Annotated in this window: 26 protein-coding genes; 16 read left to right on the forward strand and 10 right to left on the reverse strand. The window is 69.6% G+C overall.

Annotation, left to right across the window (positions count from 1 at the left end; genetic code table 11):
- Nucleotides 1–50 precede the first annotated feature (50 nt).
- From N2M23_RS01300 to N2M23_RS01320, 5 genes are read right to left on the reverse strand one after another with little or no spacing between them, the layout of a single operon-like run.
- Nucleotides 51–1,112 (reverse strand): glycosyltransferase, encoded by a 1,062-nt coding sequence (locus tag N2M23_RS01300; protein WP_265442716.1) that lies wholly within the window; start codon nucleotides 1,110–1,112, stop codon nucleotides 51–53.
- Nucleotides 1,109–2,239 carry a glycosyltransferase family 4 protein gene (locus tag N2M23_RS01305; protein ID WP_265442718.1) on the reverse strand — a complete coding sequence of 377 codons (1,131 nt, stop codon included), beginning with the start codon at nucleotides 2,237–2,239 and terminating at the stop codon, nucleotides 1,109–1,111. Before N2M23_RS01305 ends, N2M23_RS01300 begins: the two co-directional genes overlap by 4 nt.
- Nucleotides 2,236–2,991, reverse strand: a complete 756-nt coding sequence (locus N2M23_RS01310) for a glycosyltransferase family 2 protein (RefSeq protein WP_265442719.1) — start codon at nucleotides 2,989–2,991, stop codon at nucleotides 2,236–2,238. The genes N2M23_RS01305 and N2M23_RS01310 overlap by 4 nt, the downstream gene beginning before the upstream one ends.
- Entirely contained in the window at nucleotides 2,988–4,313 is a 1,326-nt protein-coding gene (locus N2M23_RS01315) for a bifunctional PIG-L family deacetylase/class I SAM-dependent methyltransferase (RefSeq protein ID WP_265442721.1), read from the reverse strand. Before N2M23_RS01315 ends, N2M23_RS01310 begins: the two co-directional genes overlap by 4 nt.
- Complete coding sequence (locus N2M23_RS01320; RefSeq protein ID WP_265442722.1) at nucleotides 4,310–5,386, reverse strand: acyl-CoA dehydrogenase; 1,077 nt, start codon at nucleotides 5,384–5,386, stop codon at nucleotides 4,310–4,312. The genes N2M23_RS01315 and N2M23_RS01320 overlap by 4 nt, the downstream gene beginning before the upstream one ends.
- A 73-nt stretch (nucleotides 5,387–5,459) precedes the next feature.
- On the opposite strand from N2M23_RS01320, the gene N2M23_RS01325 reads away from it, so the two are divergent.
- Nucleotides 5,460–5,972 (forward strand): NUDIX hydrolase, encoded by a 513-nt coding sequence (locus N2M23_RS01325; RefSeq protein WP_265442723.1) that lies wholly within the window; start codon nucleotides 5,460–5,462, stop codon nucleotides 5,970–5,972.
- A 51-nt stretch (nucleotides 5,973–6,023) separates the two neighbouring features.
- On the opposite strand, the gene N2M23_RS01330 is transcribed toward N2M23_RS01325, so the two are convergent.
- Both N2M23_RS01330 and N2M23_RS01335 read right to left on the reverse strand, forming a co-directional pair.
- Nucleotides 6,024–7,703 (reverse strand): HNH endonuclease signature motif containing protein, encoded by a 1,680-nt coding sequence (locus N2M23_RS01330; RefSeq protein ID WP_265442725.1) that lies wholly within the window; start codon nucleotides 7,701–7,703, stop codon nucleotides 6,024–6,026.
- Nucleotides 7,704–7,919: 216 nt separating this feature from the next.
- Nucleotides 7,920–8,606 (reverse strand): class I SAM-dependent methyltransferase, encoded by a 687-nt coding sequence (locus N2M23_RS01335; protein WP_265442726.1) that lies wholly within the window; start codon nucleotides 8,604–8,606, stop codon nucleotides 7,920–7,922.
- 47 nt (nucleotides 8,607–8,653) lie between these two features.
- Here N2M23_RS01335 and N2M23_RS01340 point away from each other — a divergent pair, with 47 nt between their 5' ends.
- Nucleotides 8,654–9,511 (forward strand): TrmH family RNA methyltransferase, encoded by an 858-nt coding sequence (locus N2M23_RS01340; protein WP_265442727.1) that lies wholly within the window; start codon nucleotides 8,654–8,656, stop codon nucleotides 9,509–9,511.
- Between the two features lie 11 nt (nucleotides 9,512–9,522).
- Here the strand turns inward: N2M23_RS01340 and N2M23_RS01345 are convergent, their stop codons facing one another.
- Entirely contained in the window at nucleotides 9,523–10,170 is a 648-nt protein-coding gene (locus tag N2M23_RS01345; protein WP_265442728.1) for a TetR/AcrR family transcriptional regulator, read from the reverse strand.
- Between the two features lie 109 nt (nucleotides 10,171–10,279).
- Here N2M23_RS01345 and N2M23_RS01350 point away from each other — a divergent pair, with 109 nt between their 5' ends.
- From N2M23_RS01350 to N2M23_RS01380, 7 genes are all read left to right on the forward strand, one after another.
- The gene (locus N2M23_RS01350) at nucleotides 10,280–11,842 is read left to right on the forward strand and encodes an MFS transporter (protein ID WP_265442730.1); all 1,563 of its coding nucleotides are present in this window, start codon (nucleotides 10,280–10,282) and stop codon (nucleotides 11,840–11,842) included.
- A 44-nt stretch (nucleotides 11,843–11,886) separates the two neighbouring features.
- Nucleotides 11,887–12,240 carry a UBP-type zinc finger domain-containing protein gene (locus tag N2M23_RS01355; protein ID WP_265442731.1) on the forward strand — a complete coding sequence of 118 codons (354 nt, stop codon included), beginning with the start codon at nucleotides 11,887–11,889 and terminating at the stop codon, nucleotides 12,238–12,240.
- 223 nt (nucleotides 12,241–12,463) lie between these two features.
- The gene (locus tag N2M23_RS01360) at nucleotides 12,464–13,891 is read left to right on the forward strand and encodes a toxic anion resistance protein (protein WP_265442732.1); all 1,428 of its coding nucleotides are present in this window, start codon (nucleotides 12,464–12,466) and stop codon (nucleotides 13,889–13,891) included.
- Nucleotides 13,892–14,001: 110 nt separating this feature from the next.
- The gene (locus N2M23_RS01365; RefSeq protein WP_265442733.1) at nucleotides 14,002–14,508 is read left to right on the forward strand and encodes a hypothetical protein; all 507 of its coding nucleotides are present in this window, start codon (nucleotides 14,002–14,004) and stop codon (nucleotides 14,506–14,508) included.
- Between the two features lie 43 nt (nucleotides 14,509–14,551).
- Nucleotides 14,552–15,106, forward strand: a complete 555-nt coding sequence (locus N2M23_RS01370) for a TerD family protein (protein ID WP_265443854.1) — start codon at nucleotides 14,552–14,554, stop codon at nucleotides 15,104–15,106.
- A 295-nt stretch (nucleotides 15,107–15,401) separates the two neighbouring features.
- Nucleotides 15,402–16,163 carry a hypothetical protein gene (locus tag N2M23_RS01375; protein ID WP_265442735.1) on the forward strand — a complete coding sequence of 254 codons (762 nt, stop codon included), beginning with the start codon at nucleotides 15,402–15,404 and terminating at the stop codon, nucleotides 16,161–16,163.
- Nucleotides 16,164–16,194: 31 nt separating this feature from the next.
- Complete coding sequence (locus tag N2M23_RS01380; protein WP_265442736.1) at nucleotides 16,195–16,782, forward strand: TerD family protein; 588 nt, start codon at nucleotides 16,195–16,197, stop codon at nucleotides 16,780–16,782.
- A 12-nt stretch (nucleotides 16,783–16,794) separates the two neighbouring features.
- On the opposite strand, the gene N2M23_RS20865 is transcribed toward N2M23_RS01380, so the two are convergent.
- Together N2M23_RS20865 and N2M23_RS01390 are read right to left on the reverse strand one after the other, a co-directional pair.
- Nucleotides 16,795–17,691, reverse strand: coding sequence for a CopD family protein (locus tag N2M23_RS20865; RefSeq protein ID WP_265442737.1), 897 nt, complete (start codon nucleotides 17,689–17,691; stop codon nucleotides 16,795–16,797).
- Nucleotides 17,688–18,479, reverse strand: coding sequence for a hypothetical protein (locus N2M23_RS01390; protein ID WP_265442739.1), 792 nt, complete (start codon nucleotides 18,477–18,479; stop codon nucleotides 17,688–17,690). Before N2M23_RS01390 ends, N2M23_RS20865 begins: the two co-directional genes overlap by 4 nt.
- A 138-nt stretch (nucleotides 18,480–18,617) precedes the next feature.
- Between N2M23_RS01390 and N2M23_RS01395 the strand changes: the two genes are divergently transcribed.
- The 7 genes from N2M23_RS01395 (at nucleotide 18,618) to N2M23_RS01425 (ending at nucleotide 24,562) form a co-directional block, all read left to right on the forward strand.
- Nucleotides 18,618–19,484, forward strand: a complete 867-nt coding sequence (locus N2M23_RS01395) for a DUF4397 domain-containing protein (protein WP_265442741.1) — start codon at nucleotides 18,618–18,620, stop codon at nucleotides 19,482–19,484.
- Complete coding sequence (locus N2M23_RS01400; RefSeq protein ID WP_265443856.1) at nucleotides 19,484–20,182, forward strand: class F sortase; 699 nt, start codon at nucleotides 19,484–19,486, stop codon at nucleotides 20,180–20,182. Before N2M23_RS01395 ends, N2M23_RS01400 begins: the two co-directional genes overlap by 1 nt.
- A gap of 141 nt (nucleotides 20,183–20,323) precedes the next feature.
- A complete protein-coding gene (locus tag N2M23_RS01405; RefSeq protein WP_265442743.1) occupies nucleotides 20,324–21,469 on the forward strand; it encodes a DUF475 domain-containing protein in 1,146 nt (381 codons plus the stop codon).
- A gap of 94 nt (nucleotides 21,470–21,563) precedes the next feature.
- Nucleotides 21,564–22,154, forward strand: coding sequence for a TerD family protein (locus tag N2M23_RS01410; RefSeq protein WP_265442744.1), 591 nt, complete (start codon nucleotides 21,564–21,566; stop codon nucleotides 22,152–22,154).
- 25 nt (nucleotides 22,155–22,179) lie between these two features.
- Nucleotides 22,180–22,851: an HAD family hydrolase gene (locus tag N2M23_RS01415; RefSeq protein ID WP_265442745.1), complete on the forward strand. Its 672-nt coding sequence runs from the start codon at nucleotides 22,180–22,182 to the stop codon at nucleotides 22,849–22,851.
- Nucleotides 22,848–23,756, forward strand: coding sequence for a phosphoribosyltransferase family protein (locus N2M23_RS01420; RefSeq protein WP_265442746.1), 909 nt, complete (start codon nucleotides 22,848–22,850; stop codon nucleotides 23,754–23,756). The genes N2M23_RS01415 and N2M23_RS01420 overlap by 4 nt, the downstream gene beginning before the upstream one ends.
- Nucleotides 23,723–24,562: a phosphoribosyltransferase family protein gene (locus N2M23_RS01425; protein WP_265442747.1), complete on the forward strand. Its 840-nt coding sequence runs from the start codon at nucleotides 23,723–23,725 to the stop codon at nucleotides 24,560–24,562. Before N2M23_RS01420 ends, N2M23_RS01425 begins: the two co-directional genes overlap by 34 nt.
- Nucleotides 24,563–24,576 lie beyond the last annotated feature (14 nt).

The raw sequence follows: 24,576 nt of genomic DNA on the forward strand, positions 1-24,576 counted from the left end.
CGTGCTCGGAGTCGTGGCACCCACAGCCATGGCACTCACAGCCATGCCACTCACAGCCACCGTCCGATCACCTCCAGGGCACGGTCCACGGCGTCCGCGGGTGCCCACGCTGTCCAGTCCCGCGGCCAGGCGATGGCCTGCTCGTAGATCGGCTCCCAGTCGGTCGGTTCGTGCAAAAGTGCGCGGGCCAGACCGTGATGGTGCAGCACAGCGGCGGTCGCCGCCTGCTCCCCGAAGGGCCGGTGTTGCGGGATGACGACCGCCGGCCGGTCGGCGGCGGCGACCTCGGCGATGAGGTTCTGTCCGGCATGGCAGACCACGACCTGACTGGAGGCGATGGCGGCGGGTACGTCGTCACACCATTCGGCCGGCCCGATTGCCTTCCGGCGCCATGGGCGTTCTTGGTGCCCTGTCCGCGGCGGGACGGTCGTCGGGCACGCGCGCCCGGTCCGCCACGGGTCTGCAAGCTCCGCCGATCCGGCGTCCGGTGCCACGGCCTGATCGAAGAGCTGGGCCGAACCGCCGGCTCCGGTGACTTCGAGGACGGTGCCGGGTATGGCGGCGGTCGCATCCGCCAGCGCGTTTCCCGTCGGTGCTCCGGTGAAAACGACTCGATCGCGCACCGCCGCCAGCCAGTCGGGGCGGTAGAAACGCTCGGGCCACGGGGCGATGATCGCGTCGGCGCAGGCGAAGCCCAGCCGGTGCGCCGCGTCGGTGCGCTCGCCTGGCTGAGTGACCACCACGGTCGGTATGCCGAGCAGCCGCGCCAGCAGGGTGACCTCCACCGAGGTGTCGGTGACCAGGACCGCCGGCCGGTGAGCGACCAACCAGGCAGCAAGCCGGCGCATACGCTCCGCGAACTGCCCGTCAGCGCCGCGCGGCGCCCAGTGCAAGAGCCCGTGGACGCTCGGATCCCCCGATGCCGGCGGGTCGTCGGCATCGGGACCGATGCGTTCGCAGGCCACCCCCGGCAGGCTCGGTGCGTGCGGCAACTCGCCGAGCAGAGTCACGGCTGCACCGCCCGCGGCGAGTTCGCAGCCCAGCAGCGTCGTACGGGCAAGATGGCCTCGCCCGTGGTGGTGGACGTAGAAGGCGACTTCCCCCCGCGTCATACCGGGTGACTCAGGGCGGTGTGACTCCGGTTGGCCGTCAATCCCTGATACAGCCGCAGGTAGCTGTCCATCATGACGTCCACGGACAGGTGGCGCTCAGCGGCAGTCCGGATCTGGGCGCGGTCCAGGCTGTCGACGATCGCAACCCCGCCCGCGAGCTCGTCGGGGTCGTCCACCAGCGCGCCGTTGAGGCCCGGCCGCACGATTTCGGTCAAGCCGCCGCGGGCGAGGGCAACCACGGGCGTGCCGCACATCAAGGACTCCGCTGCCACCAGGCCGAATGGCTCGGGCCAGTCCGGAGTGACCAGCGTCGCCGCGCTGCTGCCGTAGAACGCTGCCAGCTCCCGCCCGGACAGGTGGCCGGCATACTGCACGCGCACGCCGTCGATGGCCGGGAAGACGTGCGTGGCGGCATACTCCTTGTCGCTGACCGGGCCGGCGATCCGCAGCGGCCGACCACTTCGTAACGCCGCCCGGATGGTGAGGTGGGGGGCCTTCTCCGGGGTGATTCGACCAACCCACGCGAGCGCCTCCCCGCCCGGTCCGGGCGGAAAGCGAGCCGGGTCAACACCGTTGTGCACCACCCGAATTCGCGCGGAGAGCGTGCTCCACTGCGCAGCAAGGAAGGCGCTCACGCCGGTGAAGACATGCCGCTCCCCGGCCAGCTGCGCGCACACCTCGAGCCAACCGAACGGTGGTGTGTGCAAGGTGGTCAGCATGGGTGCCGGCACGAGATCGGCGAGCGCGACCGGATAGTGATGCAGGCTGTGGTTGTGGACTACGTCGATGTCCACCCGGTGGCGCAGCTGCTGCATCGCCCACAGGTAGGCGAGGTGACTCCCGATCTCCTCCGGTGGTGGGCACGTGGTGTCCATCCAGGACGCGTCGCTCAACGTAACGGGCGGAAACGCCTGCAGCTCATCGCAGATGCTCGGATCGGAGCCGGCCGGGGCATACAGCACCACCTGCGCACCGCGCGCTCGGAGGGTCGCGCAGAGATGCCAGACGAATGACTCCTGCCCGCCCGCGAAGGGCTCGGCGACCGGGAATCGGCTCGGGGCGATGACGGCGATCCTCAGGTCGTGCGTCGGCGATGACAGCACTGCAACCTCCGATGAATAGCTCATGTGCCGGTCTGGTGGACTACCGCCCGGACAGCTTGACTGCCAGGCCGACGCGAGCTCGCACCAGCGAGGGCGTTTAGGTAGGCGGCGAATCCGCTTGGTGCGCGGCCGATTCGACGACCCGAGGTGATCACGGGGTCCGCCCCGTCGGCATGTATGACGAAACCACCGGCACTCAGCTTGCGGGCCAGGAGCACGTCCTCATCGTGTGCGACGGCGGGAAAGCCGCCGACCGCGTCGTAGGGCGCCGCGCGGAAACCCAGATTCGCGCCGTGCACGTGCCGGTGCCCATCGCGATCGTCATGGCGGGCACGCCAGGCGCGCAGGACGTCCGTCGGCAGATCCGCGGCATCCGGCTCGACCCGGCCGAGCACCAGGTCGGTGCCGTCGTGCGCGTGGTCGAGTTGGCGAGTGAGCCAGCCTGGGGGGACGACACTGTCGGCGTCGGTGCAGGCGATCCAGATCCGTGAGGGTTCGACCGCAACGGTCGCAGCGGTCGCGCGGGCGCGTGCCACCCCGAGGCGTCTGGCGAGTCCTACGCAACCGCAGTGGGATTCGACGACATGGGCGCCGGCGCATGCGGCGATTTCGGCGGTGTCGTCCGTGCACGCGTCGGCGACGACGACGCACGCGGTGCGCACGCCATGCTGCTGCTCGGCATGGCGGCGGGCGACGTTCGCCGCTGCGACCGCCCTTGCCACCAAGGCGGATTCGTCCCGCGCCGGGATCACGACCAGCGCCTGCGCAATCGTCATGCCGTCGGGTCGGGGAGGCACTCGGCGGCGCAGTGCAGGACGATCTCCACGTCGCGATCGCGATAGACCGCCGACGCCGGCGGCAGCGGTGCGGCCGCGAATGCCGCATGCACGGCTGCGGCATCCAACGGCCACCCGTCGATCGGGTGCCGCCAGTGCGCGAGCGCGACGACCCCGTCGTCTGCGAGTAGTTCGCCGATGCGTCGGATCGTGCCGGTCAGCGCGTCGGGGCTGAGGAAGTAGCCGACCTCGGAGCAGACGACGAGGTCGAACGGCTCGCCGTCCGGCAGGTCGGCTGGTGTGCTCCCGTGCCTGATCTGCACGTGGGGAGTGGGCACGCGGGACCGGGCCGCGGCGATCGCGGTCGGTGCGTTGTCGAGTGCCTCCAACCGGTCGGTGCGCTCGGCGAGCTCCCGGGTGAGCACCCCTGTCGAACAACCGATTTCGAGCGCCCGACGAAATCGCGCCCGAGGCAACATCGCGAGGAGGATCTGTCGTTTGCGCTCCTCGTACCAACGGGTGTCCGCGCCCCACGGCTCGGCGGTTTCGCGATGCAACCGCTCGAGGCGGTCGTCGGCTCCGACGTCCGACCGGACGAAGAGCTCCGTCATACCGGTGAAGTGCTCGAGGAAGTCCGGCAGCAGGATCGGCTCATCGCCGGGCTCCTCGGACAGCGGCTGCAATTGGCTGCGATGCGCGGCGATCGCCGCCGATTTGGTTGTCTGGGCGTCGGTTTCGAGCTTGAGACCGACCAGCTTGCCGTCCGGAAGCGTGCTTGGCAGACCGACGTGCCGAAACCAGATCGGATACTCCAGCAGCCGGCTGTTGGTGCGGTGCGCGGCCGTCGCAGCGGCTGCTCCAGCGGCTTCGTGGTCGGGATGGCCGTCGTGACGGTACGGCGCGACGACCAGGGTCCGGCGGGGGTCGTGCAGCCGGCGGACAAGGTCGGCGACGATCTCGTCGGTGGCGGTCTGCACGGCGCCGTCGGGGATGTGGCCGACGGTGACAGCGCCATACGGCAGGCCGAGCGCGGACGCCGCATGACGGGCCTCGACGCGGCGCAGCGTCGCGAGGATCGACGGGCTGTGAGTCGACGAGTCGGGGTGGGAGCCTTCGCCGGCGGTCAGGATGACCACTTCGACCGGCAGTCGGCGCCGCACGGCGGTCGCGATCAACCCGCCCGCGCCGAGGCTCTCGTCGTCCGGGTGTGCGGCAATGACCAGAACCCGGTCGATCCCGTCCAGGCCGACAGCGAGGTCCGGCTCGGCCGCCCAATCGGCTGCCGGAGTGCTGGGTTCGTCGTGCCGGAAGGTCGCGGTCATCGCCGGCCGGTCCCACCGGCATACACGGCCTCGCCGAGTGCCGCGAGGTCGCGCTCGGCGTGGTGCTGGCGCACGTAGAGACGCAGGTCGCTGACCCGCTCCGCATAGCGCCGATCGAGCGCCAGCGGGGCAGGACCCATCGCATGGTCGGCGATGCGGAGCACTTCCTCGGCGATCTGCGCGCACTGGGCCCGCACCCGCAGGGCCAGCATCTGCGGTGTGGTGTCCATGCTGCCGTCGACCTGTGTTGCGGCCGACTGCAGCACCGTCTCGCCCGACCAGATGAGCAGATCGAGTTGTCCCAGGTGGAGTTTCGCGATCTGGTCCGGCGCGCGCCGGCGTCGTCGTACCTGATCGGCGATTGCGCGGGCGGCCCCGAACCAGATGACCGCGACTCCCATGCCTCCCCAGGCGAATCCGGGCCGGTCGAGATACCAGTGCGGCGGGCCGATAGGCCGCGCCGGCAGCCCGCGTGCCTCGATGGCGACACTGGTGACCTCCGGCAGTCCGTGGGCGACCCAGCCGGAGTCGTCGGCCGGCGTGACGCGCTCGTCGTGCAGGTCGATCGCGAAGAGTCCACGGGTGTCGTCGTCCAGCCACGCGGTGACCAGCGCGTGGTCGAGCCGGTCGGCCAGTGAGCACCACGGCTTGTTGCCGTCGAGGACCCAGCCGTCGCCGGTGTCCGACCGGGACGCGCGAAGCCGGGCGTCCGGCGCCTCGGCCGCGAAAACGCCCCAACTGCCGGCAAATTCGAAGTCGCCGTCCAGGTAACCGTCCCGGCGGGCCTGCACGAGGATCGCGGCGGCGTCGAGGTGCGGCTCGACGGCGCGAGCCACGGTCAGGTCGATTTCGCCCAGATCGGCGAGCGTCGCCCACAATTCGGTGGTGCGGCCGTCGCCGGGGACCGGCAGGCGTGTGCCGAGCCGCTGGGCGAGCGCGAGGGCGGTGGTCACCCGCTCGGGGCTGTCGGCGGCTGTCCGCGCGGCATCTCGTATCTCGTCGCGGCCGATCGCCGGGGGTGCGGCCGTCGGGGGATCGCCCAGCGCGGGCAGGATGGACGAACTGGCAGACATGCCCGCTGACTACCCGTTTCGGCCCGCTTCACACCTGGCCGTATGGCGGAGGCTCCGATCACGAGAGGACCCGATGGCTGCACCACTCGATCCATATCTGCAGGGGCTGCGCGACAGGGTCGGACAGGACCTGTTGTGGTTGCCCGGAGTGACCGCGGTGGTATTGCGCGACAGCGCGGACGACGGCCCGGAGGTGCTGCTGGTGCGCCGGGCCGACAACGGTGCGTGGACCCCTGTCACCGGCATCGTCGACCCTGGTGAGGACGTCGACGCTGCCGCGGTCCGTGAGATTCGTGAGGAGACGACTCTTTCCGCAGTGGTCGAGCGGGTCGTGTGGGTGCTCGCGCTGCCGGTGACCACCTACCCGAACGGTGACGTTTGCCAGTTCCTCGATACCACGGTGCGCTGCCGGGCCACCGGCGGTGAGGCGCGGGTCGGGGACGCGGAGTCCACCGATGTCGGCTGGTTCCCGGTGGCGGACCTGCCCGTCAGCTCGCCGCGGATGCGTCACCAGATCGAGCACGCCGCGAGCGGAGACCACGCTGTGCTCTTCGGGATGGATGGCCGCCGGCCGGGCGGGGCGTAGTCGGTAAGGCGCGTTTCAGTCGCCCGCAGGTGCTCAGTCGTGCGGAGGTGCTCAGTCGGCGGGGTGGGTGAGGTAGGTGTGCCCGGCGGGGCTGGTCCAGGTGCAGGCACCGTCGGGTGTCATGGTGACGGTCCAGCCTGCTTCGTGTTTGGCGCGGTGGTGGTGTCGGCAGAGGCATTGCAGGTTGTGGGCTGCGGTCGGACCGTCCGGGTATGGGGTGACGTGGTCGAGGTCGGTGAGTGTTGCCGGTCGGGTGCAGCCGGGGAATCGGCAGTGCTGGTCACGGGCGCGGACGAACCGCGCCAACCGCGCACCGGGGGTGTAGGTCTGGTTGGCGGTTTCGGCCACCGTGCCGGTGTCGGCGTTGACCAGGGCGCGGGTGAGTTTGGTGCCGAGCAGGTCGGTGAGTTCGCGGATCGCATCGGCGGGGATGACCCCGACACCGGGGACGTGGATGTCGCCGAGCCGGTAACGCATCGGTGTTGGGTTGTCAGCGAAGCGGGGCACAGTCTCGCGCCGACGGGTTCGCGCTGGGTTAGTGGAGCGCGTTGGATCAGTGCTGCTCATCGGATGAGCCGGTGGCGCCGGGTCGGGTGGTGGGGCCGGTGGTGGTCGGGTGCCGGTCCGTGGTGCGGCTTCGCGCACCATCGCTTTGAGTTGGCGTTCGGCCTCACTGATCGGGTGGCAACTGGTCGGGCGGCAGGGGCCGAGGTCGAGGACGACCGGGTTGATCGGGAGCATGAACTCCCGCAGCGCGGGCGGTCGCACCTTGCCCGTGCATGTTTCGCGGGCCGGTCCGGTCGCCTCAACAGTCCCGGTCGCGTCCCCTGTGGCCGCGGCCGTTGTGGTGGTGGCGGGGTGGAAGGGGACGTGTAGGACGAGTTCGGTGGTCACGTGCGCGTTCGACAGGAGCAGGTCGGTAAGGGCGTCGACCCGGCATTCGCCGAGGCTCTTACCGGTGGCGGTCGAGCCGCGCAGCACTCTCGCGTGGGTGTTGATTGCGGTGATGAGTTTCGCCGCGTCCAGGGAGGGCAGGACGGCGGTGAGGGTGGACATGCCTGGCTCCCAGTGGGGTGCGACGGTCACGTCGGTGGACTCTCGCCGTCGTGCCGCCGCAGCGTGGTCGGCTGCGACGGGTGCGTGCTGGGTTAGTAGGCGGCGGGTGCGGCGGTGCAGTTTCGTCGATGTCGAGGTCTTCGGGGCGCTTGCGAGGATCTCGGCTTCGATGGTTGCGGCGAGGTCGACCGGACAATCAGCTGCCTCGGGTGTTTCGGGTGTGCCGGTTGCCGGGATCGCGTCGGCGAGGGTGTCGCTGACCGCGATCACTTTCCGTCCCTCCAACTCGCCGGTCCCGGCCTGGTGGAGCAGCAGCGGTGTGTAGCGGACACTCTCGACCGCTTGGCTGAGTCGCAGACTGGTTTGCCGGTCGGTCCACCCCAGCCGGGCACCGACTTCCAACGGTGTCCACGTGTCCGGGCTTTCGGGGTGTTTGTCGTATTCGCGCTGCGCGAGCTGGTCCAGCCGCAGGGTTTGGGTCGCCCACGCGGAGTTCTGCACCTGCTGGGTAGCGAGCACCTGATCGAGCAGGTCGTCATCCGAGAGACCCGTGCCGTCGGGCTCGTGGGCCTTCTCGAACGCGGCGCGGAGCAGGGTTTGTGCTGCCTGCAGTAGTTCGCTGGTGGTGGCAGCGGTGATCACCTGGTTGGTGAGTGCCTGCTGCAGCTGGGACATACCCAAATCATACACGTGTTCGATGTGGTTGGGAAGGGTGCACAAGGCCGAATAGTGAGTGTTTCCAGTGTGATTCGTGGGATCAGGCGGGGGTTGTCAGTGGCGGGTGGGATGGTGTTGCGTGGTGGAGTAGGAGTGGTCTCGATACGGGCTCCCCCGCATCGCCCCTCCGCCCTGCTCGACCAGCGCAAAACGACCGCAATTGGCCGCACGCACTCAACGCGCCCGCACGAACTCCGCGCGGTAGCGCACGCCGCTGTCCTGGGAATGCACCACGCGCTGGAGCACAACGTCATCGGCGGCGAACGCGGCGATCTCCTCGGGCGTGAGCCGCCACGGAGGTCCTTCCTCGAGCGGTATGCCTTCCGGGAGGGTGCTGCCGATCACCAGCAGCGTCCCCCCGGGCGCGACCAGCGACCGCACCGCGGCAGTGGCTCGCGCCCGGACATCGCCGTGCGGCATCGACTGCACGGTCATCACCTCGGCGACCAGGTCGAACGCGCCGACCCACTCGGACGGCAGCTCGAAAAGATCGGCGTCCCGGTAGTCGACCGGGCTCTGCGGGTGTGCCGCCCGCACAGTCCGCACGGCCGTCGGCGAAACGTCGAATCCCGTTGTCGCATAGCCGTATGACGCCAGCAGCTCGGAGTCAGCTCCCGGGCCGACGCCAGGCACGATCGCGGACTTGCCGGTACCGTCGGGTGCGCCACCGCGTTGCTCCTGCGCCCAGTCGAGCAGCATCGGGTGCGGGCCGCCCCGGTCCCATGGCACGACCGCCTCGCCGCGACCGGCCGCGTCATACAACGGCTCGAACCAGCCGGTCGGGTTGCCGGCTGCTACCGCGTCGTGAGCCAACCGCAGGGTTGCCTCGTCCTGGTCCGGGTTGTCGGGGTTGGTCGCCATACCTGCAGCCTCCCACCCAACCGCAGCGAATGCAGCAGGATGGCGGGGTGACCGGACGAGTGCAGCGCATCGGTAGCCGCAACGCGACCTTCCAGCAGTGGCAGGCGCTGCTCGACAACCGCACCAAGCGACACCGCTCGGCTCAGTTCGTCGTGCAGGGCGTGAGGCCGATTTCCATTGCGCTGCAACAGGGTTGGGACTTCGCGGCCCTGCTGCGCCCGACCGGTGCCCGGCCGAGCGCCTGGGCCGATCAGGTATGGCGGGACGCCCCGGGGGACCGCTACGAGCTCGCGCCGGACTTGCTCGCCGAGCTGGCCGAACGCGACTCCGACGAACCTCCCGAGCTGGTCGCGATCGTCCGGATGTCGCCCGACGATCTGGACCGCCTCGCGGTGCCGGATCCGCTGATCACCGTCTTCGACCGGCCCACGCAACCGGGCAACCTCGGCACGCTGTTGCGGTCGATCGACGCGTTCGGCGGCACGGGTCTGGTCGTGTCCGGGCACGCCGCCGACCCCTACGACCCGCGCACCGTGCGAGCCAGCACCGGTTCGATCTTCGCGGTGCCGACGGTGCGGGTGAGTTCGGCCGCTGAAGTGCTCGACTGGGTTGCAGCACAACGAGATTCAGGCACGGCATACACGATCTACGGCACCGATGAGGGCGGCGAGAGTGACCTGCGCAAGGTCGACCTGACCGGACCCACGCTGCTGGTGATCGGCAACGAGACCCGCGGCCTAAGCCGGGCCTGGCGCGATGCCGTCGACGGCGTTGTCAGCATCCCGATGGTCGGCACCGCCAGCTCGCTCAACGCCGCGACCGCCGGGTCGATCGTGCTGCACGAGGCGCTGCGACAGCGCGGTCAGTCGTCCGACGGGAACGACCAGGCGGCCGGTTACCGCTGAGCGACGTCGTGTCAATCGCGAGCCGGCCGCGGCCGGCTCCACTGACGTGCGAGCCCGACGAGCTGGTCGTCGATGTCGGGCCACGGGAACTTGCTGAGCGGCGACCGCAGCATGACCATCCCGTGCAGGCCGCACCACAGCTGGGTGGCGCGCTGGACGGCGTCCTCGCGGTCGGTGCTGACCTCGGCCACGGCGTCGACGATCAGCTCGAACTGCGATTGGCCGACGAAGCTCTCGCCTTGGGGCAACTCGAGGTTCCAGGTGGTCGCGAACAGCGTGCGAAAGGCCCCGGGCTGTTCGGCGGCAAACCGCACGTAGGCCCGGCCGAAGGCGACGATCCGGTCGAAGGGGTCGGGCCCGGCCTGGTCGGCGGCCGAGACCATCTCGTCGCCGAATCGACCCCATAGCTCGGATTTGACTGCCTGCAAAAGGGATTCGAGTGAATCGAAGTGCAGGTAGATCGAAGTCGCCGCCACACCGACTTCGCGCGCTACCGATCGAAGCGAGAGTCGCCAAGGGTCGTCGAGCTCCTCGACCAGGGCAATCGCGGCGTTCAGGATCTCCTCGCGCAGGCGCGCTCCGTCCCCTCGGGCGGCGACTGAGCGTCGGGTGCGCGTGGTGCGCGGGCGCTGGTCGGACGGTGCGGTGCGGGCAGCCATATGAGCATCCTCGCAGAATTGTAAGTTGACAAGTGTAGCGCTACAGCTGTTCACTGATCATCACACCACGCGCTGTGGCCGCGCCCCTCCCAACCTCAAGAGGCATCCGATGACCGTCGACCTGTCCCGTCGTCGCGCAACACCACCCGAGCCCACCGCCGACCGTGGCCGCCCCGGCGTCGCGCTCGCGCTGATCTGCATCGCAATGTTCATGCTGATGCTGGACATGACGATCGTTGCGGTCGCGCTGCCGGACATTCAGAACGACCTGCACGCCGACCTCGGGGACCTGCAATGGGTCGTCGATGCCTACACCCTGCCGCTCGCGGCCCTGCTCCTCACCGCTGCGACGCTCGGAGACCGCCTTGGGCGCCGCCGCCTCTTCAGCATTGGTATGGCGGTGTTCACGCTCGCCTCGCTCGGCGCCGCCCTTGCGGTGAACCCGTTGATGCTCAACGGAATGCGCGCAGTGCAGGGCATCGGCGCAGCAATGCTCTTCGGCACGGCGATGCCGATCCTTGGCCACGCCTACCCCGACCCCAAGACACGCGCCAAGGCCATCGGGGCGTTCGGTGCGACGCTCGCCGGCGCTACTGCGGTCGGCCCTTTGCTCGGCGGTCTGATCGTCGACCACATCGGCTGGCAGTGGATCTTTGCGATCAACGTGCCGATCGGTGCGCTGGCCTTCCTCGGCGCACGCGTCGGTCTGCCCGAGTCACGCGCCGTCTCCGCCCGTCGCACCGACTGGCCGGGCACGGCGCTGCTGACGATTTCATTGGCGGCGTTGGTGTTCGGGCTGATCCGCGGCCAATCAGAAGGTTGGGGGTCCGCACTCATCGTTGCGTCGTTCGTCGTCGCGGCCCTGGCGCTCGCGGCCTTCGTCATACGGGCCGGCAAGGTGGTCGACCCCATGGTCGACCTGGAGCTCTTCGGTCGCCCCGGCTACGTCGGCATCGGCATCACCGCGCTCATCATCTCCGGCACGATCGTCGCCGCGACCAACTACGTCGGGCTGTATTTCGTGAATACACTGGGCTATTCGCCGTTCGAAGCCGGTGTGCGCTTCCTGCCGCTGACCGTCAGCTCGTTCGTCGCAGCGCCGGTCATCGCCCAGCTGGCACACCGCATCCCGACGGTCGTTTCGCTCACCGGCAGCCTCGCTCTGGTCGCGATCGGGCTCTACTGGGCATCACGCGTCGATGCCTCGTCCGATTGGACCGCACTGGCCCCCGGATTCGTGCTCGCCGGCGTCGGCCTCGGCGCATCGAGCGCGACGCTGTCGAGCGCGGCCCTCGCGAGCGTCGAGCCCGATCGCGCCGGCATGGCGACCGGAGTCGTCAACACGCTCCGCCAGGTCGGCACCGCGGCCGGGGTGGCCTCGCTCGGTGCGGTCTTCTCGGCCCGCTCCGGGGATCGTATGGCGAGCAACGTCGCGCCGGCGCACCTTCCGGCGGACGCTGTGACGTCCCTCCGCGAAGCGGTCGCCTCCGGCGCAGGGCAGCTCGTGGCCAGCGCCGCGCCGCCGTCATTGCGCGCCCGGGCGGCGTCGGCGGCGGTGGACGCCACGGCATACGGCATTCACACGATCCTGTTGGTGGCCGCGGTGATCTCGGTCGCCGCCACCGTCGTGGTCGCGCTGCTGCTGGCTCTCGGCAGCCGGCGAACGGCCTGACCAATCCACGCCCGCAGCCGCCTTCGGTGTGCGAGGGTCGAAGCATGGCTGAAAACATCGACCAGGACATCGACCCGAGCGTGCCGCCCTCCGGCACGGGCTGTGTGGAATGCCTGGCGAGCGGTGGCTGGTGGGTGCATCTGCGCCGCTGCGCCGCCTGCGGGCACATCGGCTGCTGCGACACTTCACCGTCGCAGCACGCCAGCAAGCACTACGCCACAGCCGGCCACCCGGTGATGGTCAGCTTCGAGCCCGGCGAGGAGTGGGCCTGGAACTTCGCCACCGAACAGGCCCTGGCCGCACCGGAACTCGCCGCACCGCACTCCCACCCGATCGACCAGCCGGTGCCCGGCCCCGAGGGTGCGGTCCCGCCGAACTGGCAGGAGCTCATCCACTGACCGACGCTGTACGACGGGGGCCGCGAACTCCCCGCACCCCTCGAGCGTTGAGTCCCGATGGAACGACCGTGCGTCATTCACGGTCTACCAGTACGACGACGGGGTGTTCCCGACCCCGCCGAAGTACGTAAGGTGATGAGCGAACTCGGGGGTCCGCGGAACGGCCGCGGCAACAGCGCGTTCGGCGGAGTTCGCGAGCAAGGCACATAGGAGGCTTGCAGACATGTCCAACCTCGACCTCAGTGGCGGGCTCGGCGACCAGTGGCAGCAGAACAACGGCCAGGGTCAGCCGCAGCAACCGCAACCCGGCCAGCAGGCGCCGGCCCCGCAGCCGCAGCAGGCGCCCGCTCCTCAGCAGGCTCCCCAACCGGCTCCGCCCACTCAGACGGCAACCCCGCCGGCCCCGAACCTGCCGCCGGTCGCCGCACCGAGTGACACCTCGCTCGTGCTCGAGGCGCCGCAGCCGGTTGCCGTCGTGCAGGACCAGCAGGCCGTGCAGGCGATCCCGGTCGCGCCCGAGGCGCAGACCGAGCTGGACAAGAAGGCGCAGGCGTTCGTCAATGAGTTGACCGCGATGGACATGAAGGCACCGTCGTTCACCGAGAAGGTGAACTCGATCGTCAACATGGGCGACACGGAGATCCGGCGCTCGTCCGATGTGTCCAACCGGATGCTGCAGCGCCCGGCCGCGCAGGCCGGCAAGGACTCCGCGCAGAGCAAGGTCGGCGGCACGCTGGTCGACCTGCGCCGTACGATCACCGACCTCGACCCCAACCGGGCCGACCTCAAGGGTGCCAAGAAGGTGCTCAAGTGGTTGCCGGGCGGCAACAAGATCGAGAACTACTTCATGAAGTACCAGTCGGCGCAGAGTCACCTCGACGCGATCATCCGGTCGCTCGCCGCCGGCCAGGACGAGTTGCGCAAGGACAACGCCTCGATCGAGGTCGAGCGAAACAACATGTGGCAGGCGATGCAGAAGCTCGGTGAGTACAACCAGCTCGCGACGGCCCTGGACACCGCAGTCGCGAGCAAGGTCGGCGAGCTGGAAGCGGCCGGCCGCACCGAGGACGCCAACATCATGAAGTCCGACGTGCTCTTCGCGGTGCGGCAGCGGCGGCAGGACATCATGACCCAGATGGCCGTGTCGGTGCAGGGCTACCTGGCACTGGACCTGGTGCGTAAGAACAACCAGGAGCTGATCCGCGGTGTCGACCGCGCCCAGACCACGACGGTCGCGGCACTGCGCACTGCGGTCATCGTCAGCCAGGCGCTCGCCCAGCAGAAGGTCGTGCTCGACCAGATCACCGCGCTCAACAGCACCACCTCCAACCTGATCGAGCAGACCTCGCAGCAGCTCAAGACCCAGGGCGCCGAGATCAACCAGCAGGCGGCCAGCAGCACGATCGAGATCGACAAGCTGCAGGCAGCCTTCGACAACGTCTTCCAGACCATGGACGCGATCGACCAGTTCCGTTCGCAGGCAACGCAGTCGATGGCGCAGACCATCGGCGCCCTGGAGGGTCAGGTGCAGCGCGCCAAGCCCTACCTGGAGCGGTCGATGCGTCAGCAGGGCATCGACGCGACCACCGCCGCGTCCTTCCAGCCTGCGGGTGACGGGCAGCAGCACCAGCTGCGTCCCGGCCAGCAGTGAACCTCAGCCGCACCTGGCTTCGGCACGGACGGCAGTTGGGTTGGGTATGACGGGGGCGTCTCGTCCGGGGCGCGACACGGCATACCTGAGGCACGAGTAGGGTCGCGAACGTGGGATTGCTGTCACGACTCTTCGACCCCGACGGGTCGTCGCGTGCGGCGCAGGCGGTCGCGTCGGTGCAGCAGCAGGTCACCGCCGACAGCGACTCGGTCGATGCACTGCTCGGCAAGATGCGCTCGCTGATCCTGGAGATCAACTCAAGCGCCGCCGACCTGCCGGCGATCGGCGTCGTGCTCGCGCGCGCGGTCACCGACACGATCCGCGAGGTGCTCACCGGTGGTGACGCCTCGCGCCTCGACATCGGGGTGCGGGTCGCGATCAACGGCACGCTGACCGACTACCTGCCCGGCACGATCCGGGCGTATGTCGGTGCGGTTCGCGCCGCCGGCCCCCAGGGCGAGGCAGCCGCGACCGACGCGCTGGTCGAGCAGCTGACCACGCTCCGCCGCAGCGTGGAGGAGCTCGCCGCCGCAGGGCGCCAGCGAGACCTCAGCGCGCTGCAGGTGCAGGGACGGTTCCTGCAGGACAAGTTCGGCCAGTCCGAACTCGACATCTGACGGCCCCGACGAGCCTCAAGGAGGACAAGACATCGTGAGCCCCATGGCCAAGGGCGCGAACATCGCGCTGCGCCGGGAGTTGCCCGACCTCAAGGGTGTCGTCGTCGGGGTGTCCTGGAACACCGGCGGTGAGCGGTCGCTCGACGACAACCTGGCGTTGCTGACCGTGCTGGTTGGAGCCGATGGCCGCGCGCTGTCGCCCGAGCACCTCGTCTACTTCAACCAACTGGTCTCGGCGGACCTGTCCACCGCACAGTTGGAGCAGGCGCTCGGCGGCGACGACGAACAGGTCGAGGTCGAGCTCGACAGCGTGCCCGACGAGGTCGCCAAGATCGTCTTCGTGCTCTACCTGTCCGAAGGCGGCGGCAGCAGCCGCACGCTCGGCCAGCTGCGCAGCCTCGTGGTGCGGTTGCTCAACCTCGACGGCGGCGCGTCGATCATCTCCACCGTCGACTTCGCAGGCGGCCTCGGCAACGAGACCGCGCTGAAGCTGGTCGAGCTCTACAAGCACAACGGTGACTGGAAGGTCCGCGCGCTCGGGCTCGGCTACTCCGCCGGATTGGCAGGCGTGGCAAAGGAATTCGGCGTTCCACTATGAACGGCGACGACTCGTGAGCACCCGCACCGACCTGCCTTTCCTGCGGCGGCGCTCGCTGCGCGGTATGACGCAGCCCGCGTCGGCCACAGCTGCTGATCAAGTAGGGCGAGCCCCCGAGGGTGCGTCTTTGGACCTGGGTGGTCCACCCGCGCCGGCTGCGGATGCTGATCGAGTAGGGCGAGCCCCCGAGGGTGCGTCTTTGGACCTGGGTGGTCCACCCGCGCCGGCTGCGGATGCTGATCGAGTAGGGCGAGCCCCCCAGGGCGAGCCCGTATCGAGATCAGGCGGTACGTCGTTGGATTTGGGTGCTGGTCTCGATACGGCCTCCGCAGGCGCCCCGGCCTACTCGACCAGCGAGACCAGTGGGACGTCGCTCGACCTCGGCTCGTCCGACCCGGTCACGCCGCCGGGAGGCACCTCGCTGAGTCTCGACGCCCCGTCCGGCGCCGTCGCGCCGGCGGCGAGCAGCTCCCGTCATACGCTCCCGGCGAAGCACGACCTCGGGCTGCCGACGATCCACGCGGACGAGCGGCGGCTGATGACCGAGCACGAGCCGGTCGTCGAGCTGACCCGGATGCAGTCCGCCGCCGGCGCGCTCGAGGCCAGGGTCGCGGTCGCCAACCCGTCGGAGGTGGTGCTCGGCACGGTCTTCGAGACCGCCGACGGCCGCGAGTCGCTCGTGCTGCCCGGGCTCGCCCAGCAGGGTCCGGACCCGCGCTCGCCGATCTTCCGGGCGACCTCCAGCGGGGTCGCGGTCAACCTGCGGCACATCCGCGGCATCAACCGCTTCCTGATCTTCGCGGTGCCGACCCGACCCACCAAGCAGATGCCGGGCGGCACCGTCGCAGTCACCACCTACGGCCGGGCGCGACTCGAGCTGCCGCTGGTCGCCGGGCCTAGTCTCGGCGCGCAGGCGCTGCTCACGGCATACGTCGTGGAAGGCCGGCTGGTGCTGCGTGCGGAACACGACCCCTACTCCGGCACGTTGCAGCAAGTGACTGCGGCATACGGTTATCGCGAGCTGTCCTGGCGCGACCCCTACACCCCTCTTGTATGACGAAAAACGTTCCAACGAAAGGAAATTCGACATGGCAGTGAGTCTGACCAAGGGTGGCAACATCTCCCTGGAGAAGGCCGCACCTGGCATGACCAACGCGGTGATCGGCCTCGGCTGGGACCCGCGCACCACCGATGGCGCACCGTTCGACCTGGATGCCTCGGTGCTGCTGCTCGGCGAGAACGGCAAGGTCCGCCAGGACCAGGACTTCGTCTTCTACAACAATCTCACCGGCGACAACGGATCGGTGCAGCACCAGGGCGACAACCGCACCGGTGAGGGAGAGGGCGACGACGAGTCGATCAACGTGTCGTTGACGCAGGTGTCGCCGGACGTGGCGCGCATCGTGGTCGTGGCCTCGATCGACCAGGCCGACCAGCGCAGCCAGAACTTCGGTCAGGTCGCCGACGCCTACATCCGCATCTACGACGCCGACGACCCACACAACGCCGACAAGGGCGTGCGGTTCGACCTCGGCGAGGACGCATCCACCGAGACCGCGCTGATCTTCGGCGAGCTCTACCGCCACGGCACGGAGTGGAAGTTCCGCGCGATCGGCCAGGGGTATGCCGGGGGTCTGGCCAGCGTGATCACCGAATTCGGTCTGCAGGTCGGCTGACCCGGCGCGCGCCTACCCCGGCGCGAACTGCACCAGCACGGCGGTCGCGACCAGCACGCCCGCAGCGAGGCTGAACTCCATCCCGATGGCGACGCCGAGCGCCTGCACGCTGTGCGGTGGGGCCGTCTCGTCGATCTCGAGCGCGCTCCGGCGGGCGGCCTGGCCGGCATACTGTCGGCCGACGTTGCCGAGCAGCAGCATCGCCCCGAAGACCACGATCTTGACGATGAGCGACGTCCCGAATCGCGAGTCGATGAGCGCGTGCACCCCTCCGGCGACCGCGAGGGCGTGCAGCGTGCCGCTCACGACCAGAGTGATCACGCTGACGATCGCCACGATCGAGAAGCGCGGCAAGACCTCGTGCAGCGCGTCCAGCCCATCGCTCGGGATGAGCACCGACGCGAGCGCGAGCAGACCGCCGAGCCATGCGGCCGTCGCCGCGAGGTGACCGGTGGTCGCGACGATCTTGACCGCCGCGAGTGACCCGCCCCAGGCGTCCGAACTCAGCACGTAGGTCTCGATCATTGCCAGTTGCCAGAGCGTGATCAGCAATCGATGCCGTCGCGTCGTGCCGCTGATGTCGGGGGCGAACGCAATCCCGAGCGCTACCAGGCTGATTCGGGCGAATGACCAGACGCCGTCACGTCCGGCATAACTGGACCAGGCGAAACCCGACCCGATCAGAGGTATGGCGAGGGTCGCGATCACCGTCAGCGCTGCCCCGAGAGCGATCAGCCTCCGGAAGGTCGGCAGCACCCGTCCTTCCGGCCACAGCCAGGTCAGGAAGAAGGTCGTCCCCACGAGCAGCACGAAACCGAGGTAGCCGAGCACTCGCACGCCGCCGAGTAGCACGGTGTCGAAGCCCGATGTCGTGACGTCACCGGCCACTGCGGTCGCGCCGGCGATCACCCGGAGCCGCCGTTCGGCGCGGCGAGCGTTGCCTGGATGACGACCGCGGCATCGGCGGCCGCCAGTGGGCGGGTGAGGAAGCTCCCGGTCGTGCCGACCGCGCAGAACTGACCCGGACCGCCCTGCCGCGGGCACTGCGCGCCGAGCACCCCGGTGCCGGTGATGCCGATGACCGTCGGTCCGGACGCACCTGATCCGGTCACCTGCGCGGGCGCCAGGGCGATGAGTGCGCGGCCCACCGGCGCCGGCGAACTGCGCTGTGCCACTCCGGTCAGCCGGTAGCCGAGCGCGACCGACCGCGTCGGCTCCGGCAAGGTCACCGTCACGGTCCGGCCGATCTGCAGCGGCTCGGACGGGGCCACCGGCTGGTCGCCCACCTGGATCTGGACATCGCGCATCATCGGCTGCACGTCGCGCAGTCCGGGCAGGCTGCGCGGATCGGGCACCTGCACCTTGACGCTGGTGCTCGGCGCGGGCAGCAGCACCCGCTGCCAGACCAGCACCGCACCCATGTTGTCCAGCGACGCGACGACGAAACTGCCGGGAATCGACCGCCCCGGGCCGCTTTTCGGGAATGGTGCGGCGTTCGGCCGACTGGTCGAGCTGGGCGCGCGGGGCGACGATGAGGCCGACGGCGAGCTCGACGGCGCGGCGGCCGGCCCGGACGACCCACCGATCACCGGTGCAGCCGCCGCCGACGGCTCCGGGGTGCGACCGGCGGCGACGGCGGCTGCCGCGCACGCGACGGCGAGGAGCAGCCCCGACATACGTCGCAGGTGCTGTCGCACGCCCAACCTCCCCACCCCGAGGCACTGTCCAACATTGCGCACCCGCCTCGCTATCCGTCGACGGTGCGACGCGGGCGGGTGTAGTTTCTGCGGAGATCGTACTGGTCATCCGTCCAGCCACTGCCGAAGGAACCCCACATGCGCAAGAATCTGCGGCTGTCGGCCGCCGCCATCGCCGTGACGAGCGTTGCCGGCTGCCTCGTCCTCCCCGCGGCTGCCGCGGCGCCCGCCGCTGCCCAGGGCGGCACCGTCTACGTCCTGCAAGGCCTGACCGGAGTCGACGCCGCGGTGCGGGTCGACGGCCGCACCGTCGCGGCGAAGGCCGCCGGCAAGGCCGTCATCGGACCGTTGCAACTGGCTGCCGGCAAGCACGAGGTCGCGGTCGACGCCCCGGGCACGGCGGACGACACCAAGGCGTCGTTCACCGTCACCAGCGGCCGGAGCCTCGACGTCGTGGTCCACCGGCGCAACGACGCCAAGCGTTCGCCGACCGTCACCACCAGTGTCAACAATCTCGCTCCCGTGGCCTCCGGCACCGGGCGGGTCACCGTGGCGCACGACGCCGTCGTCGGACCGGCGGACGTGCGGGTGGACGGCAAGACACTGTTCGCCAACATCGGCAACGGTGAGGAGCTCACCCTCGGCGTTCCCGCAGCCACCTACTCGGTGCAGATCGTCCCGGTCGGCAAGACCGGGCCGACCGTGCTCGGGCCGGTCGACCTGCCGGTCGCGGCGGGCAAGCTCACCCGCGTCTTCGCCGTCGGCGATGTCGCGGACGGCACGATGGACGCGATCGTGCAGGTGCTGCCGCTGACCGGCGCAGCCGCCGCACCGCCGGTCAAGGTCGACTCGGGCACCGGTGGTCAGGCGCAGGCACTGATCCGGCAATCACAGCAGACCTCCACCGGCGAATCTTCAGCCGCGGCAACGCTTCTCGCGGTCGGCGTGCTCGGCGGCGGGCTGCTCGCGTCGCGGCGCAAGCTGCGTCATACCCGCTCATCTTGATGCGGGGTGCGGTCGCTGCGCTGGTCGTCGGCCTGCTCCTCACCGCCTGCGGCTCCAGCCGTATGACGGGGGCTGCGTCCGCGCCGGGCGCCAGCGCGGCGACCGGTCCGGTCCGCACACTGACCCCTGCCGCGCCGCAGGCGCCGGAGACTGGCACGACGAGCGCCGAGGCGAGTCCGTCACCCTCCGCGCCCCCGGCCGTGGCCGCCCGGCCCGGACCGACGCAGCGGTTCACCTTCGTGCCGACCACCGTCCGGCTGGACCGAGGGCGGGTGAGCGCGCGGGTGCAGCCGATCACGCCCGGGGCGGGCGGGGTGCTGCTGCCGCCGGACGACTCGCGGGTCGTCGGCTGGTGGTCCGGCGGTGCGCGGGTCGGCGCGGCATACGGCAGCGTGGTGCTGGCCGGCCACGTCGACTCGGCAACGAGCGGCATCGGCGTCTTCGCCCAGCTGCTGACAGCGCAGCGCGGTGACCGGGTGAGGCTGGGCGGCGTCGCCGGGCGCCAGGATTTCCGGATCACCGAGGTCGATGACGTCAACAAACTGACGCTGACCGCGGGGGCCGATCCGTTCAACCAGGCGGTAGCGCTCCGGCTGGTCCTGATCACCTGCACCGGCACCTTCGACCCGGTGACCGGGCACTACGATCAAAACCGCGTGGTCGTCGCCGTCCCGGACGGGCCGGCGACCCGCGGCTGAATTCGGCCGGGAACCCCGGCCCGGGCCTCTCCGTTGGCCCCGTTGTGGGAACTCGGCGACAGCGCCGAACGTCCCACCACACGCCGGGCACCGGTCCGGCGCAGCACCCTTGTCCCGCCGTCACGCGAGAAGAGCCACACTTTGACCGCCCTCAAACACTTCCGGATCGACTTCGTCATCACGGCGCTCGTTCTGGTCGTCGCGTTCCTCTACGACAGTTGGACCGGTGTCACGCTCTGCGCGATCCTGATCCTGGTCGAGATCGTCTTCTCCTTCGACAACGCCGCGGTCAACGCCAAGTATCTGGTGCGGCTCAACGAGTTCTGGCAGAAGATGTTCCTGACCGTCGGCATCCTGATCGCCGTCTTCGGCATGCGGCTGATCTTCCCCTTCGCCATCGTGACGATCTCCGGCGGCATCAGCCCGATGAAGGCGCTCGACCTCGCCTTGGAGAAGGGCGACCCGGCGGTGCCCGGCACCTACGGCTACATCCTCAACGAGGCGCACCCGGCGATCGCCGCCTTCGGTGGCATGTTCCTGCTACTGCTCTTCCTGGACTTCATCTTCGACCCGGAGCGGGAGATCACCTGGCTGTCCTGGATCGAGAAGCCGTTGCAGAAGCTGGGCAAGCTCGACGTGCTGTCCGTCGTGATCGCGGGCGTCTTCCTGCTGATCGCCAGCGAGACGCTGGTCCACTCGACGCCAGTGCACACCGAGGTGCAGATGCGCTCGATCGTGCTGTTCTCCGGCCTGCTCGGCATCGTGCTCTATCTCGCGGTCAATGGCCTGTCGACAATGATGGAGGCGCGCGAGGAGCGGATGGACCGGGAGTTCGAGGACGCCGACGCGCACTCCTCGACCGGCCACACCGCGCTGCTGGCCGGCAAGGCCGCACTGTCGATGTTCTTCTTCCTCGAGGTGCTCGACGCGACGTTCTCCTTCGACGGCGTGATCGGCGCCTTCGCGATCACCCCCGACCCGCTGATCATCATGATGGGCCTCGGTGTCGGTGCGCTCTACGTGCGGTCGATGACGATTTACCTGGTCCGTCAGGGCACGCTCGCCGAATACCGTTTCCTGGAGCACGGCGCCCACTGGGCGATCGGCGCTCTCGCCGTGATGCTGATCCTCAGCATCAAGTACGAGCTGGGCGAGTTCGTGATCGGCGGAGTCGGCATCGCCTTCATCCTGGCGGCCTGGCTCAGCTCGATCGCAGCCAACAGGCGTGACGACGCGGCCGAGGGGGCCGACGACACGATCAACGAGGATCAAGGAGCTCGAGCATGAGCGAGCGCAGCGAGCGACCAAAGGCACGCGAGCGCAGCGAGCGACCAAAGGCACGGCCGGCGAATGCTGGCTCACGACGAAGGAGGGAGGCAGCATGAGCATTAATCTGTCCAAGGGTCAGTCGGTCAACCTGGCCAAGAACGACGGCGGCGCGCTGAGCCGGGTCCGGATGGGCCTGGGCTGGGACACCAAGGTGGTCACCAAGAAGGGCCTGTTTGGCGGCAGCAAGCAGGTGCAGCGGGCGATCGACCTCGACGCCTCGGCGATCGTGATCGGCGGCGGCCGGGTGCTCGACACCGTCTACTTCGGCAAGCTGCGCTCGGGCGACGGGGCGATCCAGCACACCGGTGACAACCTCACCGGCGAGGGTGAAGGGGACGACGAGTCGATCGTCGTCGATCTGCCCCAGGTGCACGGCTCGGTCGAGCACATCGTCTTCGTGGTCAACTCCTACAGCGGTGAGAACTTCACCGAGGTCGACAACGCCTTCGTCCGGGTCGTCGACTCGATGGCGGGCGACACCGAGCTGGCACGGTTCCAGCTGACCGGGTCGGGCTCGCACACCGCGTTGGTGATGGCCAAGGTGTCGCGCACCGGCGCCGGTTGGCAGTTCACCGCGATCGGCACGCCCGGCAACGGCCGCACCGCCCGTGACCTCGAGCCGCTCGCGATGAGCGCCGTCTGACCGTCGACCGACGGGTCGCCCCACGATGACGACTCCATTGCGCCCGGCCGGCGTCAGCCTCGACATCTGGGGCACGCTGCTCGGCAGCGATCCCGCCTTCAAACCGGCGCGCAACCAGATGGTGCGCGACGCGCTCGCCCCGACGGTCGCGACCGACGCCTTCGACGCTGCCATGCGGCAGGCCGACCGCGATGTCGACGACCAGGTGGTCGTCGACGGCGTCGATGTCGGCTTCGCCGGGCGCATCGAGGCCACCCTGCGCCGACTGGGTATGACGGAAGTCTCGGTCGAGACGCGAGCGCCGGAGCTGATGGCCCGTCAGGAGGCGCTCGCACTCGCGCACCCGCCGGTGCCGCTGGCCGCCGAGCTCCCCGAAGCGGTGGCGGCTGTGCCGGTGCCGGTCGTGCTCACCAGCAACACCGGCATGCTGCCGGGCGAGTTGATGCGAAAACTGTTGGCGCTGGCCGGTTTCGGCGGGCTCCCCGGAGTCTTCTCCAACGAGGTAGGCGTCGCCAAGCCGCGCCCGGAGATCTTTGCTGAGGCGCGCGCCGTGCTCGATGTCCCCGCGGAGCAGGTGCTGCACGTCGGCGACAACCCGGTGGCGGACGTGCAAGGCGCGCAGGCCGCGGGCATGGTGGCGGCGTTGGTGCGCCCCGATGGCGTGTCAACGCTCGAGGTGCTGCGAGGGGTCCGATGAGCGGGCCGACGACCCGGGTGGTCGCGCACCCGCTGACCGGCACCGCTGACCGGCCGGTCGACGGGCGCACCGGCGAAAACTTCGACACCGCAACCTATTCGCTGATGAAGCACGGGGATGTGCCGTCGATCCGGGCGCTCGGTGAGGAGCTTGCCGCGACGCTGCTGGAGCAGTGCCCGTGGTTGCGCACCGATCCGCGGCCGATCGTGCTCCCGGTGGCCTATCTCGTGGCGCCGCCGGCCTGCTATCACCTCGCCGCGGTCGTCGGCGAACACCTCGACGCACGGCGCCCCGATCTTCCCGCTGCCCGCATCGTCCACGTGCACAAGGACTCGGTCACCCACATCGACTATGCGGCGTCGTCGGCGGATGACCGGCGAAAAGATCTGCAGAGCATCGGTTTTCGGCTGACTGAGTCCATCGACGACGCGATCGCGATCGTGGTCGACGACATCCGGGTGACCGGCCTCGCCGAAGAGGTGATCCTCGGCACCCTCAAGGGAGCCGGGGCGGCGCGGCTGATCGCGGCATACGTCGCCGACTGTGACGTCACGCTGGCCACCGATCCGAGCATCGAGTCGGCACTCAACCACGCTCGTGTCCGGTCGATCACCGACATGCTGCCGAGCATCGAGCGCGGCGAGTTCGTGGTCACCATCCGCTTCCTGAAGCGGCTGCTCGGTGACCCGCAGGCAGCGCAGTTCCTGGCGCACTGCCCACCGGAGCTCATTGCGCAGTTCCGGGACTACGCATACGCGACCGGCCCGGAGTTCCTGGCCGGATATCCGCGAGGAACGGCCGCGCTGGACGCGGCGTCGGACCACGGGCACACCGGGGGCGAGCGAGTGTCCGCCAACGAGGGAGGGCTCTCATGCAGGACCATCGCACGCGACGCATCCGGCTGACCGCGCTCAAGTCCGAGGCCGGGCTGCCGAGCACTGGTCTGGTCGACGCCGTCGGCTATTCGCGCTTCAAGCACGGCGACGCGGCCGTCGGCCGGCGGTATGCGATGGCGCTCGCGGCGCTGGCCGCTCGCGCCCTGGACGGCCAGCCGGTGCAGGTCACCACGTCGGCCTTCGATCGCGTGCCGCCCGCCGCGCACAGCCTGCTGGCGCCGTTCGTGCAGCACCTGCGCACGCTGCGCCCAGACCTGGACGTCACCGCATTCCGGGTGCTCCGGCGCGGCGTCAGCAACGGCGACTACTCGCAGATGACGATCGCCGATCGCCGCTGCGCCGTCGGGCCCGGCAATCTGACACCGGAGCGTGACGTGCGCGGTGCGCGCGTGCTCGCTCTCGACGACATTCGGGTGACCGGCACCCACGAACTCGCCATGGACGCCTGCCTGCTCGCCGCCGGCGTGGAGCAGGTTCGGCACCTCTACATCGTCGATGCTCACGACTTTGCGGGGTCGCCGCGCATCGAGTCGGTGCTCAACGAGGCCGCGATCGACGGTGTCGACACACTCCTGCAGATCGCCGCCACCCCGCGTTTCGTGCCCAACGCGCGGTTCTGCCGACGGGTCCTCGCGCTGCCGGCCGATCAGTTGGTCGTCTTCCTGCGTGGCGCGTCGCCGGCACTTCGGGGCTGGTTGTGCCAGGCCATCGAATTCGACGGATTGGCAGGCGTTCCCGCGTATGCCGAGCGGGTCCGCGCCTGGGAGGCGGTCGTCACCGGAGCAGGCCGCCGGGTCGGCGCGGGCGCGAGCTGACCGGCGATTGCGGC

It is taken from the genome of Flexivirga meconopsidis (assembly GCF_026162425.1).
GTDB lineage: Bacteria > Actinomycetota > Actinomycetes > Actinomycetales > Dermatophilaceae > Flexivirga > Flexivirga meconopsidis.